General features: G+C 67.8%; 16 protein-coding genes. 11 read left to right on the top strand and 5 right to left on the bottom strand.

What is annotated here, in order from left to right:
- Nucleotides 1–12: 12 nt before the first annotated feature.
- Entirely contained in the window at nucleotides 13–378 is a 366-nt protein-coding gene (locus AC5Y4N_RS02895) for a hypothetical protein (protein ID WP_499906914.1), read from the top strand.
- 37 nt (nucleotides 379–415) lie between these two features.
- On the opposite strand, the gene AC5Y4N_RS02890 is transcribed toward AC5Y4N_RS02895, so the two are convergent.
- Nucleotides 416–1,060, bottom strand: coding sequence for a hypothetical protein (locus AC5Y4N_RS02890; RefSeq protein ID WP_499906912.1), 645 nt, complete (start codon nucleotides 1,058–1,060; stop codon nucleotides 416–418).
- A gap of 46 nt (nucleotides 1,061–1,106) precedes the next feature.
- Here AC5Y4N_RS02890 and AC5Y4N_RS02885 point away from each other — a divergent pair, with 46 nt between their 5' ends.
- Both AC5Y4N_RS02885 and AC5Y4N_RS02880 read left to right on the top strand, forming a co-directional pair.
- The gene (locus AC5Y4N_RS02885) at nucleotides 1,107–1,997 is read left to right on the top strand and encodes a phosphoribosylaminoimidazolesuccinocarboxamide synthase (RefSeq protein ID WP_499907468.1); all 891 of its coding nucleotides are present in this window, start codon (nucleotides 1,107–1,109) and stop codon (nucleotides 1,995–1,997) included.
- Nucleotides 1,994–4,129, top strand: a complete 2,136-nt coding sequence (locus AC5Y4N_RS02880) for a S9 family peptidase (RefSeq protein ID WP_499906910.1) — start codon at nucleotides 1,994–1,996, stop codon at nucleotides 4,127–4,129. The genes AC5Y4N_RS02885 and AC5Y4N_RS02880 overlap by 4 nt, the downstream gene beginning before the upstream one ends.
- On the opposite strand, the gene AC5Y4N_RS02875 is transcribed toward AC5Y4N_RS02880, so the two are convergent.
- Nucleotides 4,091–4,531 carry a DoxX family protein gene (locus AC5Y4N_RS02875; RefSeq protein WP_499906908.1) on the bottom strand — a complete coding sequence of 147 codons (441 nt, stop codon included), beginning with the start codon at nucleotides 4,529–4,531 and terminating at the stop codon, nucleotides 4,091–4,093. The two genes, AC5Y4N_RS02880 and AC5Y4N_RS02875, sit on opposite strands and share 39 nt — an antisense overlap.
- A 93-nt stretch (nucleotides 4,532–4,624) precedes the next feature.
- On the opposite strand from AC5Y4N_RS02875, the gene AC5Y4N_RS02870 reads away from it, so the two are divergent.
- Together AC5Y4N_RS02870 and AC5Y4N_RS02865 are read left to right on the top strand one after the other, a co-directional pair.
- Nucleotides 4,625–5,197: a TetR/AcrR family transcriptional regulator gene (locus AC5Y4N_RS02870; protein ID WP_499906906.1), complete on the top strand. Its 573-nt coding sequence runs from the start codon at nucleotides 4,625–4,627 to the stop codon at nucleotides 5,195–5,197.
- 59 nt (nucleotides 5,198–5,256) lie between these two features.
- A complete protein-coding gene (locus AC5Y4N_RS02865; RefSeq protein ID WP_499906904.1) occupies nucleotides 5,257–5,970 on the top strand; it encodes a DUF2334 domain-containing protein in 714 nt (237 codons plus the stop codon).
- Nucleotides 5,971–5,978: 8 nt separating this feature from the next.
- Here the strand turns inward: AC5Y4N_RS02865 and AC5Y4N_RS02860 are convergent, their stop codons facing one another.
- The gene (locus AC5Y4N_RS02860) at nucleotides 5,979–6,629 is read right to left on the bottom strand and encodes an MBL fold metallo-hydrolase (protein WP_499906903.1); all 651 of its coding nucleotides are present in this window, start codon (nucleotides 6,627–6,629) and stop codon (nucleotides 5,979–5,981) included.
- Nucleotides 6,630–6,690: 61 nt separating this feature from the next.
- Here AC5Y4N_RS02860 and AC5Y4N_RS02855 point away from each other — a divergent pair, with 61 nt between their 5' ends.
- The 3 genes from AC5Y4N_RS02855 (at nucleotide 6,691) to purQ (ending at nucleotide 8,343) form a co-directional block, all read left to right on the top strand.
- Complete coding sequence (locus AC5Y4N_RS02855) at nucleotides 6,691–7,371, top strand: ATPase (protein WP_499906902.1); 681 nt, start codon at nucleotides 6,691–6,693, stop codon at nucleotides 7,369–7,371.
- Nucleotides 7,372–7,432: 61 nt separating this feature from the next.
- Nucleotides 7,433–7,672 (top strand): phosphoribosylformylglycinamidine synthase subunit PurS, encoded by a 240-nt coding sequence (purS, locus tag AC5Y4N_RS02850; RefSeq protein WP_499906901.1) that lies wholly within the window; start codon nucleotides 7,433–7,435, stop codon nucleotides 7,670–7,672.
- A complete protein-coding gene (purQ, locus tag AC5Y4N_RS02845) occupies nucleotides 7,669–8,343 on the top strand; it encodes a phosphoribosylformylglycinamidine synthase subunit PurQ (RefSeq protein ID WP_499906899.1) in 675 nt (224 codons plus the stop codon). The genes purS and purQ overlap by 4 nt, the downstream gene beginning before the upstream one ends.
- 91 nt (nucleotides 8,344–8,434) lie before the next feature.
- Here the strand turns inward: purQ and AC5Y4N_RS02840 are convergent, their stop codons facing one another.
- Complete coding sequence (locus AC5Y4N_RS02840; protein WP_499906897.1) at nucleotides 8,435–9,235, bottom strand: family 1 encapsulin nanocompartment shell protein; 801 nt, start codon at nucleotides 9,233–9,235, stop codon at nucleotides 8,435–8,437.
- Nucleotides 9,232–10,230 carry a Dyp-type peroxidase gene (locus AC5Y4N_RS02835; RefSeq protein ID WP_499906895.1) on the bottom strand — a complete coding sequence of 333 codons (999 nt, stop codon included), beginning with the start codon at nucleotides 10,228–10,230 and terminating at the stop codon, nucleotides 9,232–9,234. The genes AC5Y4N_RS02840 and AC5Y4N_RS02835 overlap by 4 nt, the downstream gene beginning before the upstream one ends.
- Nucleotides 10,231–10,281: 51 nt before the next feature.
- Between AC5Y4N_RS02835 and AC5Y4N_RS02830 the strand changes: the two genes are divergently transcribed.
- The 3 genes from AC5Y4N_RS02830 (at nucleotide 10,282) to purL (ending at nucleotide 14,293) form a co-directional block, all read left to right on the top strand.
- Nucleotides 10,282–11,541 carry a M18 family aminopeptidase gene (locus AC5Y4N_RS02830; RefSeq protein ID WP_499906893.1) on the top strand — a complete coding sequence of 420 codons (1,260 nt, stop codon included), beginning with the start codon at nucleotides 10,282–10,284 and terminating at the stop codon, nucleotides 11,539–11,541.
- A 17-nt stretch (nucleotides 11,542–11,558) separates the two neighbouring features.
- The gene (locus AC5Y4N_RS02825; RefSeq protein WP_499906891.1) at nucleotides 11,559–11,909 is read left to right on the top strand and encodes a VOC family protein; all 351 of its coding nucleotides are present in this window, start codon (nucleotides 11,559–11,561) and stop codon (nucleotides 11,907–11,909) included.
- Nucleotides 11,910–12,022: 113 nt separating this feature from the next.
- Nucleotides 12,023–14,293 (top strand): phosphoribosylformylglycinamidine synthase subunit PurL, encoded by a 2,271-nt coding sequence (gene purL, locus AC5Y4N_RS02820; RefSeq protein WP_499907466.1) that lies wholly within the window; start codon nucleotides 12,023–12,025, stop codon nucleotides 14,291–14,293.
- Nucleotides 14,294–14,359 lie beyond the last annotated feature (66 nt).

Below are 14,359 nucleotides of genomic sequence, written 5' to 3'. Positions count from 1 at the left end.
TACCCGACGCCTATGGCTGACCAAGAGGTGCAATCGAACGTCGCAACTGCCGACCCTGTGACCGCCCGCGAGCACCGCAGCGGCCGGGCGAAAGTACTGGTCAACTGGGTGCTCGCGCTGGCGACCGTGCCGGTGGCGATCGTCGCGGTGATCGTCGGCATCGCCGGAGTGATCAGCACGGCTGGTTGCACGGCGCAGACCTGCGAGGGCCCCGGTTCTGCGGTATTCGGCGTGCTGTTCTACGGCGCGCCCGTGGTCGCGGCGGCGACGATCATTGCGTCGTTCTTCACGGCCAAGCGCGCTTGGGGCGTCGTGGTGCCGGTGTTGGCGTTGGTACTGCTCGCGGTCGACGTCGTCGTGCTCGCGGTGTCGTACTGACCGCTTGACCTTGCCGAAAGCGACGTTGTGCGGGTGTCTACTCGAACTTCGTCTGCCACACGTCGCTCCGGATGGTGCCGACGCCGGCCGCTCGTAGCTCCAGCGCAGCCAGGCCGCGGATTGCCCGTGGGTCTTCGCGGCGCCACGCGCCTACCGGGTCCGCGCTGACCGCAGCCAACCGTCGCAGCGGCCGATTGGCCAGCGCGCGCAACGCGAGCAGCTGCTCGCCGGCGGGGGTGGCGGCAAGCTCGATCAGCCGGCGCTTGCGAAGGAAGAACCGCAGACGCAGCAGCAGCCAGGGCGTCACGACCGCCAGGAATGGCGGTGCAGCCACCGCCACGGCCAGCAGCACCGCCAGCCAGCTGGCCGTGGTGTCCAAACTGTGGCCCGCGCCGGCGATGTCATGGGCCGCATCACCCGCGGCGCTGAGCGGCTTGCTGAGCGCTTGGCCGATCCACGGCACCCTGCCTGCACTGTGGCCAGCGGACTCCAGATTGCTGGCCACTCCGGTGGCGCCGGTTTCCACGCGCTGGCCGGCCTCGGCGATCGTCGATATCGCGGCGTGCACGGCCATCGCGATCCACACCCACAGCGCCGTCCATCCCACCGCGACGATGTCGCTGACGATTTGACCGGCCGTGCGAGCGGGTCTGCTGGCGTAAGGCAGATGACGGCTACTCATGGCCACGATCCCAACACAGCGCGTCGGCGTCTAGGCTGACGCGGTGGTGCGTCCCGAACTGAGCGACTACCGTCATCTGGCCAGCGGCAAGGTACGCGAGCTGTACGAGGTCGACGACCAGCACCTGCTGTTCGTCGCCACCGACCGGATCTCCGCCTTCGACTATGTGCTGCAGTCGGCGATCCCGGACAAAGGCCGCATCCTCACTGCGATGAGCGTGTTCTTCTTCAGCTTGGTCGACGCGCCCAACCACCTCGCCGGGCCGCCCGATGATCCCCGCATCCCGGGCGACGTGCTCGGCCGCGCGCTGGTGGTGCGCCGCTTGACCATGCTGCCGGTCGAATGCGTGGCGCGCGGTTACCTGACCGGATCGGGACTGCTGGACTACCAGAACACCGGCGCCTTGTGCGGCATCGAGCTTCCGGCAGGTCTGGTGGAAGCCAGCCGCTTCGACGAGCCGCTGTTCACACCGGCGACGAAAGCTGAACTGGGGCTGCACGACGAGAACATCACGTACGACGACGTCGTCACGCTGGTGGGCGCCGACCGCGCGGCTGCGCTTCGCGACCTGACGTTACGGATCTACCGGCAAGCCGCCGAGCATGCGCTGCAGCGGGGAATCATCATCGCGGACACCAAATTCGAATTCGGCGTCGACGAGCACGACGCGCTGGTGCTCGCCGACGAGGTGTTCACGCCCGACTCGTCGCGGTACTGGCCGGCCGACGAGTACCGGCCCGGCGTACGGCAGCACAGCTTCGACAAGCAGTTCGTCCGCAACTGGCTGACGGGTCCAGAGTCCGGCTGGGACCGTGACAGCGGCGAGCCACCTCCGCCTTTGCCCCCTGAGATCGTCGACGCCACCCGAGACCGTTACATCGAAGCCTACGAACGCATTTCGGGTCTGCGGTTCGACGACTGGATCGGCCCGGCATGACGCATCCGGTGCCCCCGCAGGCCAAGCGCGTCGACCATGTACGCGAGCACCACGGCGATGTGTTCGTCGACCCGTACGAGTGGCTGCGCGACAAGTCCAGCCCTGAGGTCATCGATCATCTGACCGCCGAGAACGACTACACGGAGAAGCTGACCGAGCACCTTGCGCCGCTGCGACAGCACATTTTCGACGAGATCAAGTCGCGCACCAAGGAGACGGATCTGTCGGTACCGACGCGGCGCGGGGCGTGGTGGTACTACGGCCGCAGCTTCGAAGGAAAGCAGTACGCGGTGCAATGCCGCTGTCCCGTCGCCGATTCCGCAGACTGGTCACCGCCGAAATTCGACGAGCACACCGAGGTCCCCGGCGAGCAGGTGCTGCTCGACGAGAACGAGGAAGCCGAGGGACACACGTTCTTTGCGCTCGGTGCGTGCAGCGTCAGCAAAGACGGACACATCCTCGCTTACTCCGTTGACGTGGTCGGTGACGAGCGATACACCCTGCGGTTCAAGGATTTACGTACCACGCAGCGCTACCCGGACGAGATCGCCGGGATAGGCGCGGGGGTCACCTGGGCCGCTGACAGCCGCACCGTGTACTACGTCACCGTCGACGAGGCGTGGCGCCCCGACACCGTGTGGCGCTACGGGCTGGGCTCGGGACAGCCCGCCGAGCAGGTGTACCACGAGCCCGACGAGCGGTTCTGGCTGGCGGTCGGACGCACCCGCAGCGACGCCTACATCTTGATCGCCGCTGGATCTGCCATCACGTCGGAAATCCGCTACGCCGATGCGACGGATCCGCAGGCTGCGTTCACCGTCGTGCTGCCGCGTCGGGAAGGGGTGGAGTACTCGTTGGACCATGCCGTCATCGGCGGCCAGGACAAGTTTCTGATCGTGCACAACGACGGCGCGGTGAACTTCACGTTGGTGGAGGCGCCGGTGTCCGACCCGTCGGCGCAGCGCACGTTGATCGCTCACCGAGACGACGTACGGATCGACGGCGTCGACGCCTTCGCCCGGCACTTCGTGGTCAGCTACCGGCGTGAGGCGCTGCCCCGCATCCAAGTATGGCCGGTGAGCGAGGACGGCAATTACGGCGAACCGGAGGAGATTTCGTTCGATTCCGCGTTGACGTCGGCCGGCCTGGGCGCGAACCCCACCTGGGATTCGCCGATGATGCGCATCGGCGCGACGTCGTTCATCACCCCGGTGCGGGTGTACGACCTCGAGTTGGCCACTGGTGAATTGACACTCCTGCGCGAACAGCCGGTGCTGGGCGACTACCGTCGTGACGACTACGTCGAACGCCGCGACTGGGCCGTGGCCTCCGACGGCGCGCGGGTGCCCCTGTCGATCATCCACCGTCGTGACGTGACGTTGCCGGCGGCTGCACTGATCTACGGTTACGGCGCCTACGAGTTGTGTGAGGACCCCAGGTTCTCGATCGCCCGGCTGTCACTGCTGGACCGCGGCATGGTGTTCGTCGTCGCCCACGTGCGCGGGGGCGGTGAGATGGGCCGGCTGTGGTACGAAAACGGAAAGCTGCTCAAGAAGAAGAACACATTCACCGACTTCGTCAGCTCCGCAACGCACCTCGCCGACACCGGAGTGACCGAGGCGCGGAACCTGGTGGCGATGGGCGGCAGCGCCGGAGGACTCTTGATGGGCGCGGTGGCGAACATGGCCCCCGGGCTGTTCGCGGGAATCCTCGCGCAGGTGCCGTTCGTCGACCCGCTCACCACGATCTTGAACCCGTTGCTGCCGCTGACCGTGACGGAATGGGACGAATGGGGAAACCCGTTGCGGGACAAGGACGTCTACTTCTACATGAAGTCGTATTCGCCGTACGAGAACGTGGCGCCCGTGGACTACCCGCACATCCTCGCGATGACGTCGCTGCACGACACGCGGGTGTATTACGTCGAGCCTGCGAAATGGGTTGCGGCCCTGCGGTATACCAAGACCGACGACCGGCCGGTGCTGCTGAAGACCGAGATGAGCGCCGGGCACGGCGGTATCAGCGGGCGCTATGAGCGGTGGAAAGAAGTCGCATTCCAGTACGCGTGGGTGTTGGCCACGGCAGGAGCCTGGTCACCCGACCGCGACCAGCACCGCGCCGGCAAGGAATAGCCCCTGCATCAGCGTGCGCGGAACCAGCGGGGTGTTGGGAGCGTGCTCTGACCGCTTGGCCCCGGCGGCGTACACGTTGGCCGGGAACATTGCCACCAGCAGCACCGCGAGGCAGACGGCGGCCGCGACCCGGGTCTGTGGAATGAGCAGCCCCACCGCGCCGAGCAGCTCCAGAACACCGGTGACCGTGACGAGCAGGCTTGGCGCCGGAAGCCGCGGCGGCACGATCGCGATCAGCCCGTAACGCAGTGGGTTGACGAAGTGCGCGACCCCGGTCACGGCGAACATCGCCGCCAGGCCGACGGCCGTGGCGGCCGGCCAGCCGTCCGCGTAGCCCCATCCGAGCCAGCCTGCGCAGCGGGCAGTCAGCGTGACGACGAGAAGCGTCAGCAGGGGAGCCATCGAGCGGCCTCCGATCTAGACAGTGACAAGATGCACCTCCGACCGTAAGCGCTTTATCTAGCCAGTGTCAAGTTGGCCGGCTACGATGCACTGATGAGCGCCGCTACCCGCCCGCAGTACCACCACGGCGATCTGCGGGCAGTGATCCTGGCCGAGGCCGCCCGCCTGGTGGCCCAGCAGGGTGCCGACGGTGTCTCGCTACGGCAGCTGGCACGCAAGGCGGGCGTTTCGCACGCCGCGCCGGCCCACCACTTCGCGGATCGTCGCGGTCTGTTCACAGCGCTTGCGGCGGAAGGCTTTTGGCTGTTGTGCGAGGCGCTGAAGGCGGCCCGCGGCGAGTTCGTCAACGCGGCGCTGGCCTATGTGCGCTTCGCGATAGACCATCCAGGGCACTACGCCGTGATGTTCGACCGCTCACTGGTGAACCCCGCCGACGCGGAGCTGTCAGCGGCCCAGGCGGCAGCCGGAGCGGAGCTCTCGCGTGGGGTGGCGACCCTGGTCGACGCCCACGCCAAGGCAGACCCCACCGGCGCCGAGCTCGCCGCGTGGTCGCTGGTGCACGGGTTCGCGATGCTGTGGCTCAACCGCGCGGTGCCCGACGAGGTCGCTGCGACCGATCCGCTGACCACCGCGGAGCGGATCGCGCGAATCCTGTTCGCGGGTTAGCCACTTGTGATCGGCGTGTACGACACCGTGCGGACACCTCGAGACGCCACGCTCACGGCGTGCCTGGAGAGCTCATCGTGTCGATCTCCGGTGTCCGCGACCGCAACGTCGAGGACGTCGGGAAATTCTGCGACCTGCTGGACGTACGCAAGGTGCCGGTGTCGTTCCTGGTCGCGCCGCGGCTGGCCGGCTACCGGCTCTGCGACGACGGCGCGACCGTCGAGTGGCTGAGGTCGCGTCGCGGCCTGGGCGACGCAGTGGTGCTGCACGGCTATGACGCCACCGCAACCAAGCGGCGGCTGCCGGAGTTCGCGGCATTGGCGGCACATGAAGCGAATCTGCGGCTGATTGCCGCCGTTCGGGTCATGGAGCAAATAGGCCTGCGCACAAGGTTATTCGCCCCGCCCGGCTGGTTTGCATCGAAGGGCACCGAACAAGTGCTGCCGCGCAACGGCTTTCGCGTCCTAGCCAGCATGAGTGGTGTCAGCGACCTGGTGCGGCACACGACCGAACGCGCACGCGTCGTCGGGATCGGAGCCGGCTTCCTCACCGAGCCGTGGTGGTGCCGTACGGTCGTGACCGCGGCCGAGCGGACGGCGCGGCGTGGCGGTATCGTCCGGATTACGGTGTCGGCGAAGCAATTGCGTCGTCCGGGACCACGGCAAGCCATGATCGACGCGGTCGACCTGGCGTTGATGCACGGCGCCACGCCAGGCGTCTACCACTGGCGGCCGAACCGTCCGGACCGGCCCTCGCTCGTCGACGCCGCCTAGCGCGTCACCTAGAATTCAGTTGCGTTTTCCGGCTCCAGCACCCGGAAATCTGCGCTGCCCATCTCCGCGAAGCGTTGGTAGTAGATGCCGTAGGCCGCAGGGTTGACGATGCCCTGGTGAATTGGTATGGCGCTGTTGGGATTTACGGCACGCAAGTACTCCACAGCTTCGGAAATCTTCATCCACGGAGCGGCGGCGGGCAGCGCGAGCACGTCGACCGGCTCACGCGGGATGTAGAGCGCGTCACCCGGATGCATGAGCCGCGCCGGATGGTCGGCATCGCCGACGAGAAACGAAATGTTGTCCACCAGTGGGATTTCCGGGTGGATGACCGCGTGCACTCCGCCGACGCCGCGCACCCGCAAGCCGCGCACGGTCAGCTCGTCGCCAGCGTGCACCGGCTGCCAGGGTTCGCCGAGCTGTGCGGCGGTTTGCGGATCGGCGTACAGCGCCGCGTCGGGGTTGGCGTCGATCAGCGCGGGAAGCCGAGACGTGTCGACATGATCCGGATGCTGGTGCGTGATGAGGATCGCCGACAGGCCGGTGATGCCCTCGAACCCGTGCGAGAACACACCGGGGTCGAACAGCAGTGTCGTGTCGGCGCCGTCGCCGGGAAACGTGGCAAGCAGGCAGGAGTGACCGAAATGCGTCAGTTGCATGTTCCCGATTGTGCGCCGTCGCGCCGCCCGCTGGGTATCCTGGCCGGTTAGGGGGTGGTCGGTGACCCGGGTGCTGGCAGCCGTGAGCGTGGCCGCGATGACGGCAGCTTTCAGCTTGTTCGGCCAGCCGTTCGCTCGCGCCGAACCCACCACCTGCCCACCGAACTGCGACCGCATTCCGGCGACGGCCTGGGTGGACCCGGCCGCGATTCCGCTGTTCAACCGTTACTCCTGGCCCCATCCGGCGGGTATTGCGGTGCCGCAACAGCGTCCGCGGTTCTACTTCGAGGAGGTGTGCGCCAGCCCGCCGGTGTTCAACGACCCCAGGGGTTTCGCGGTCGCGGCCAAGGCGACCGTCGCGAATCCGCCTGGGCAGTGGCAACTTCAGGTGCAGGTGCTGCACTGGCGCGGCGAGTCTTGGTACGGCGGCCAGCTTGCCGACGACGTGGTGCGCGCCGCCACCGCGTCGCTGCATGCGTGCCAGGTCACTGCGCCATATGCGTCGCCGTCGATCACGCTCGAGGAGCCGGGCAAGCTGGCCGCGGTGTTCAGCGTCGCGGGCACCGCACCGATGGTGCTGCACCAGTATCTGGTGTCGCACCCGCAGAGCAGTTCGGTGGTCGAGTTGGCGATGTGGGCGTCGTCACCACCGGCGGTCAGCTGGCCGATGGTCCCTGACCAGCAGGTACTGGACGCGCTGGTGGCCCCGCTCTGCGGCGCGTACATCGCCTCATGCCGGTGACCTGGCGCGCTCGTCGGTAGAGTTGTCGCCGAAGGTCGAAACGACAAGCGAGGAGCAGCGCGTGGCGCGGGTGGTGGTCAACGTCATGCCCAAAGCCGAGATCCTCGACCCGCAAGGGCAGGCGATCGTCGGCGCGTTGAACCGGCTGGGTCATGCAGGCATCTCAGATGTGCGGCAAGGCAAGCGGTTTGAATTGGAGGTCGACGACACCGTCGACGATTCCACGGTCGCCGAGATCGCCGAGTCCCTGCTGGCGAACACCGTGATCGAGGACTGGACCGTCACCAGGGAGCCGTCATGACCGCACGCGTGGGGATCATTACGTTCCCCGGCACTCTCGACGACGTCGACGCCGCCCGCGCGGCCCGGCTCGCCGGGGCGCAGGCCGTCAGCCTGTGGCATGCCGACGCCGACCTCAAGGGCGTCGACGCTGTCGTGGTGCCGGGCGGCTTCTCCTACGGCGACTATCTACGCGCCGGCGCGATCGCGCGGTTCGCGCCGGTGATGGGGGCGGTGATCGAAGCCGCCGGCCGCGGCATGCCAGTGTTGGGTATTTGCAACGGTTTTCAGGTGCTGTGCGAAGCCGGTCTGCTGCCGGGGGCGCTGACCCGCAACGCCGGACTGCATTTCGTCTGCCGCGATCTGCGGCTCGAGGTGGTGTCGACGGCGACGACGTGGACGTCGCGCTACGAGCCGGGTGCGGAACTGCTGGTGCCGCTGAAGTCCGGCGAGGGCCGCTACGTGGCCAGCGAGGCGGTGCTCGACAAGCTCGAGGCCGAGGACCGGGTGGTGTTCCGCTACCGCGACAATCCAAACGGTTCGCTGCGTGACATCGCCGGCATCTGCTCGGCCAACCGCCGCGTCGTCGGGCTCATGCCGCATCCCGAGCACGCCACCGAGCCGCTCACCGGCCCGTCCGATCACGGTCTGGGGCTGTTCCACTCGGCGCTGGACGCGGTTCTGGCGGCTTAGCTCCCGGGCGTGAGCGTGCGCTGGTGCACGGCTAGCACCGGCGTGTCGGCGTGCAGACACGCCCGCTCGCGGGGCAGGAGGAGCACGGGGGCTACTGGGGTGTCAGCGCGACCGACGCCTCGGCGGTGTAGACCAAGAACGTCAACGTCTCCTCGAGGTACAACTGCACGGTGTCGGCGTCGTGGCTGGTGTAACCGATCGACACGTCGGTGCCCAGCTGCAGGTCGAAATCGCCGCCGCGGGTGGTCAGCACGAACGCACCGTCGATGGCCGGCGCCCAGATGATGTCGCCGCGCACGATTCTGTTGAGGTGCTCGAGGATCGGATAACCGTGCTCGGTGGTCTCGCTGACCGCGGTGTAGGTGTCGGCCGACAACAGCAGCGCGTACGGGCCGTCGACGCCGGCGAGCCGCAATTCCGACAGCGCTTGGCTGATCACGTCGGGAATCTGGCGGGCGTCCTCAGGCAGCGTCAGCACCTGGTTGGACGTCGTCTGGCGGATCCCGGCGATGCCGGCGGCCTGATAACCCTCGAAGATCGCCCGGTCCTCGACGAACGCCAGCTTCTTCGCGGCGTCTTTGACCGGATCCCAGTCCGAGTCTTGGGAGCCGCGCTCCACGTCGTCGATGTCGGAGCGGCGCAGCGTGAATGGAACCCGCAGGCGCACAAGGGGTTTGCTCTCCCGCAGATGTGCCACCACGCCTTCGCTGGGCGGCGCGACGTCGAGCAGATGGCCGGTGCTGATGGCCGCCCGCACCGGCCCGCCCGGCTCGCTGACGTCGATCACGCGCCGGCCGGCGATGTGCCGCTTGAACGTCCTGCTGGCCTCCAATTCGATTTGCGCCCAAGCGAGTCCGGTGATCGGAGCCAGTTCCCGATACAGGTTGTTCATCCGCTGATTCCTTTCAGGCTGCCGATTACCAGTGACCCGTCACAGCTGGAGGCGGTGGCTGCGGGCAGCGGCGGCGGGTTGTTGAGGAAGTCGAGTACCGGGCTGAAGAACAGGCCGCCGGTGACTGCGGTGGAGAAGTCGAGGATCCGGTCGGTGTTGCCGGGCGGATCGCCGAAGAACATGTTGCGCAGCATCTGCTCGGTGACATCCGGTGTGGCTGCATAGCCGATGAAATACGTTCCGAATTCCGGCTTTCCGATTTCCCCGAACGGCATGTTGTGCCGGACGATCTTACGCTCGCGACCGTCGTCGTCGGTGATCACGTTCAGTGCGACGTGCGAGTCGGCGGGCTTCTCGTCGTCGTCGAGCTCGATGTCGTCGAGCTTGGTCCGACCGATCACGCGCTCTTGCTCGTCGACGGTCAGGGCGTTCCACGCCGCCATGTCGTGCAGGTAGCGCTGCACGATCACGTAGCTGCCGCCGGCGAACTCGGGGTCCTCGTCGCCGACGAACACCGCGGCCTCGGCCAGCGGGCCGTCGGGGTTCTCGGTGCCGTCGACGAAGCCGAGCAGATCACGGTTGTCGAAGAAGCGGAAACCGTGCACCTCGTCGACGACGGTGATCGCCTCACCCATCGCGTCGACGATCTTGGCGGCCAGTTCGAAGCAGAAATCCATGCTCTCCGCGCGAATGTGGAACAGCAGGTCCCCAGGCGTCGCCGGGGCGACGTGGCGTGGCCCGCGCAGTTCGGCGAACGGATGCAGCTCCGCCGGACGCGGACCAGAGAACAACCGGTCCCACGCGTCCGATCCGATCGACGCCACCACCGACAGGTTCTTGGTGGGGTCGCGGAAACCCACCGCGCGTACCAGTCCGGAAATCTCTGGCAGCGCGTCGTGCACGGTGGCCTCGCCGCCTTCGTTGACGGTTGCGACCAGAAAGATCGCCGACGGGGTCAGCGGCGCCAGGACGGGTTGCGGCAGAGCCGGGGGCACGAAACGACCCTAGTCCGATCCCCGCGCACGACGGCAGCGAAGATGGACAACATGTCGCGAGCCAGTGCGATCGGACTGTGCGAGTTCATCGACGCGTCGCCGTCGCCGTACCACGTCTGCGCCACCGTCGCTGAGCGGTTGAGCGCCGTCGGCTACACCGAACTCGCGGAGACCGATCGGTGGCCCGGCGACGGACGCTACTTCACGGTGCGCGCCGGCTCGTTGGTCGCTTGGAATGCGGCCGACGGTGCGGGACTTGGGTTCCGGATCCTCGGCGGCCACACCGACAGCCCCAACCTGCGGGTGAAGCAACACCCCGACCGGTTCGTCAGCGGCTGGCAGGTGGTCGCGCTGCAACCGTACGGGGGTGCGTGGCTGAACTCGTGGCTGGACCGGGACCTGGGGATCAGCGGCCGGTTGGTGGTGCGCGACGGCGGTTCGGTGCGCGAGCTGCTGGTGTGCGTCGACGAGCCGCTACTTCGGGTGCCGCAGTTGGCGATCCACCTCGCAGAGGACCGCAACGGCGTGAAGCTGGACCCGCAGCGGCACGTGAACGCGGTGTGGGGTGTGGGCAGTGGCGGCCGCTCTTTTCTGGCGTATGTGGCCGAGCGGGCCGGCGTGGACGTTGACGACGTGCTCGGCGCCGACCTGATGACCCACGACGTGCAGCCGTCGCAATTGATCGGGGCCGAACGCGATCTGGTCAGCGCGCCGCGGCTGGACAACCAGGCCACCTGCTACGCGGGCGTGGAGGCGTTTGTGGCGGCCGAGCCCGACGGGTACCTGCCGGTGCTGGCGCTGTTCGACCACGAGGAGGTGGGCTCGACCTCCGACCACGGCGCCCAGTCCAACCTGCTGACCACCGTTCTTGAGCGAATCGTGTTGGCGCAGGGCGGGACTCGCGAAGACTACCTGCGGCGCCTGCGGGGTTCGGTGGTGGCCTCGGGGGACATGGCCCACGCCACGCACCCGAACTATCCCGACCGCCACGAGCCCGCGCACCTGATCGAGGTGAACGCGGGCCCGGTGCTCAAGGTGCAACCCAATCTGCGCTATGCCACCGACGGACGATCGGCATCGGTGTTCGCGTTGGCCTGCGAGCAGGCGGGGGTGCCGTTGCAGCGCTACGAGCACCGCGCCGATCTGCCTTGCGGGTCCACGATCGGTCCGATGACCTCGGCGCGCACCGGGATCCCGACCGTCGACGTCGGCGCCCCGCAGCTGGCCATGCACTCCGCCCGGGAGCTGATGGGTGCCGACGACGTGGCGGCGTATTCGGCCGCCCTGCAGGCCTTTCTGTCACCTCAATGAGTCGATAAATTGAGGGGATGGCACTCAACGTCGAGATGGTCACCTTCGACTGCACCGATCCTGCGACGCTCGCGGCGTGGTGGGCCGAGCAGTTCGACGGCAAGACCCAAGAGCTGATTCCCGGCGAGTTCACCGTCGTCATCCGCTCGGAAGGCCCACGGCTCGGCTTCCAGAAGGTCCCCGACCCCACTCCCGGAAAGAACCGCGTGCACCTGGACTTTTCCGCCGCCGACGTCGACGCCGAAGTGCAACGCCTCACAGCGGCGGGTGCCTCCGAGACGGGGCGGCACTCCATCGGGGACAACTTCCGCTGGGTGGTGCTGGCGGACCCGGAGGGCAACGCTTTCTGCGTGGCCGGCAGCAGCTAGCCCGGCGCCCGGCGCGTGGCCGGCAGGTCCCCGTCGGCCCGAGAACTTAAGCTGTCGGGGTGACGGCTGGACATGCTCTTCGCGCAAGCGGGTCATCGCAGACGACGGCCACGCTGGACACTGTGAAGCACGCGGCGGCCACGCCGGACCTGCCCCAGCCGTACCGTGAGCTGGGCCTCAAGGACGACGAGTACGCCCGCATCCGCGACATCCTCGGCCGCCGGCCCACCGACGCCGAGCTGGCAATGTACTCGGTGATGTGGAGCGAGCACTGCTCCTACAAGTCGTCGAAGGTCCACCTGCGCTACTTCGGCGAGACCACCACCGACGAGATGCGCAAGGCGATGCTGGCGGGCATCGGCGAGAACGCCGGCGTGGTCGACATCGGTGACGGTTGGGCGGTGACATTCAAGGTCGAGTCGCACAACCACCCGAGCTACGTGGAGCCGTACCAGGGCGCGGCGACCGGCGTGGGCGGCATCGTGCGCGACATCATGGCGATGGGCGCGCGGCCGGTGGCGGTGATGGACCAGCTGCGCTTCGGCGCCGCCGACGCGCCGGACACCCGCCGCGTGGTCGACGGGGTGGTCCGCGGCATCGGCGGCTACGGAAATTCGCTGGGCCTGCCGAACATCGGCGGCGAGACGGTGTTCGACGCGTCGTATGCCGGCAACCCTCTGGTGAACGCGTTGTGCGTGGGCGCCCTGCGCAAAGAGGACCTGCACCTGGCGTTCGCGTCCGGCACTGGCAACAAGATCATCCTGTTCGGCGCCCGCACGGGACTGGACGGCATCGGCGGGGTGAGCGTGCTGGCGTCCGACACGTTCTCCGGTGACGAGAGCGGGTCGGGCCGCAAGAAGCTGCCCAGCGTGCAGGTGGGCGACCCGTTCATGGAGAAGGTGCTCATCGAGTGCTGCCTGGAGCTGTACGCCGCCGATTTGGTGGTGGGCATCCAAGACCTCGGGGGCGCCGGATTATCCTGCGCCACATCGGAATTGGCGTCTGCCGGCGGACAAGGCATGGCGATCGAGCTGGACAAGGTGCCTCTGCGGACCGCGAACATGACACCCGCCGAGGTGCTGGCCAGCGAATCGCAGGAGCGGATGTGTGCGGTGGTCAAGCCGGACAACGTCGACGCATTTCTGGCGGTGTGCCGCAAGTGGGAGGTGCCCGCCACGGTGATCGGCGAAGTCACCGACGGCGACCGGCTGCACATCACCTGGCACGGCGAGACCGTGGTCGACGTTCCGCCCCGCACGGTCGCTCACGAAGGTCCGGTGTATCAGCGTCCCGTCGCGCGGCCCGACAGCCAGGACGCGCTGAACGCCGACACGTCGGCCCGGCTGCCGCGGCCAGCGACAGCCGAGGAACTGCGCGCGACTTTGCTCGCACTGCTTGGCAGTCCGCATTTGTGCAGCCGCGCGTTCATCACCGAACAGTACGACCGCTACGTGCGCGGCAACACCGTGCTGGCGGTGCGTGCCGACGCCGGTGTGCTGCGCATCGACGAACGGACCGGCCGCGGCATCGCGGTGTCCACCGATGCCAATGGCCGCTACACCCAACTCGACCCGTACGCCGGCGCCCAACTCGCACTCGCGGAGGCTTACCGCAACGTCGCCGTCACGGGGGCCACCCCGGTGGCCGTCACCAACTGTCTGAATTTCGGCTCCCCCGAAGACCCCGGTGTGATGTGGCAGTTCGCGCAGGCGGTTCGCGGCCTGGCCGACGGCTGTGCCGAGCTGGGCATCCCGGTGACCGGCGGCAACGTGAGCTTCTACAACCAGACCGGCGCCACCCCGATCCTTCCGACTCCAGTGGTCGGTGTGCTCGGCGTGCTCGACGACGTATCACGGCGCATTCCTACCGCTTTCGGCACCCGAGCCGATGAGATTCTGTTCCTGCTCGGCGAGACCCGCGACGAGTTCGACGGATCAGTGTGGGCCCAAGTGACGGCCGACCATCTGGGCGGGCGGCCGCCCGTCGTCGACCTGCAGCGTGAGCGCGCGCTGGCCGACGTGCTGTCCGCCGCCTCGCGCGACGGGCTGGTGTCCGCGGCGCACGACCTGTCCGAAGGTGGGCTGATCCAGGCGGTGGTCGAGTCGGCGCTGGGCGGTGAAATCGGTTGCCGCATAGAGCTTTCCGATGAGGCCGATCCCTTCGTCGCGCTGTTCTCCGAATCGGCCGGCCGTGTGCTGGTCGCGGTCCCGCAGACACAGGTGGACCAGGTGCAGGCGCTGTGCCAGGCGCACTGCCTGCCGGCCACCCGCATCGGCGTCGTGGATCGGCACAGCGCTGCGGTGGAGGTGCGGGGTCTGTTCGCGGTGTCGCTCGAGGAACTGCGTACCACCTCCGAGCGGGTGCTGCCAGAGTTGTTCGGGTAGGCGGACTTTCGGTGAAGACCGCCGCCCAGATCGCCGACGCAGAGTCCGGCACCGCAGCACCAGGCA

It is taken from the genome of Mycobacterium sp. NGS19, assembly GCF_059813155.1.
This window is presented reverse-complemented; position numbering and strand designations above follow the sequence as displayed.

Excerpts from the sequence above, each read along its gene's own strand:
- AC5Y4N_RS02895 (WP_499906914.1), top strand. The coding sequence starts at position 13 with ATGGCTGACCAAGAGGTGCAATCGAACGTCGCAACTGCCGACCCTGTG.
- AC5Y4N_RS02890 (WP_499906912.1), bottom strand. The coding sequence starts at position 1,060 with ATGAGTAGCCGTCATCTGCCTTACGCCAGCAGACCCGCTCGCACGGCC.
- AC5Y4N_RS02880 (WP_499906910.1), top strand. The coding sequence starts at position 1,994 with ATGACGCATCCGGTGCCCCCGCAGGCCAAGCGCGTCGACCATGTACGC.
- AC5Y4N_RS02875 (WP_499906908.1), bottom strand. The coding sequence starts at position 4,531 with ATGGCTCCCCTGCTGACGCTTCTCGTCGTCACGCTGACTGCCCGCTGC.
- AC5Y4N_RS02870 (WP_499906906.1), top strand. The coding sequence starts at position 4,625 with ATGAGCGCCGCTACCCGCCCGCAGTACCACCACGGCGATCTGCGGGCA.
- AC5Y4N_RS02860 (WP_499906903.1), bottom strand. The coding sequence starts at position 6,629 with ATGCAACTGACGCATTTCGGTCACTCCTGCCTGCTTGCCACGTTTCCC.
- purQ (WP_499906899.1), top strand. The coding sequence starts at position 7,669 with ATGACCGCACGCGTGGGGATCATTACGTTCCCCGGCACTCTCGACGAC.
- AC5Y4N_RS02840 (WP_499906897.1), bottom strand. The coding sequence starts at position 9,235 with ATGAACAACCTGTATCGGGAACTGGCTCCGATCACCGGACTCGCTTGG.
- AC5Y4N_RS02830 (WP_499906893.1), top strand. The coding sequence starts at position 10,282 with ATGTCGCGAGCCAGTGCGATCGGACTGTGCGAGTTCATCGACGCGTCG.
- AC5Y4N_RS02825 (WP_499906891.1), top strand. The coding sequence starts at position 11,559 with ATGGCACTCAACGTCGAGATGGTCACCTTCGACTGCACCGATCCTGCG.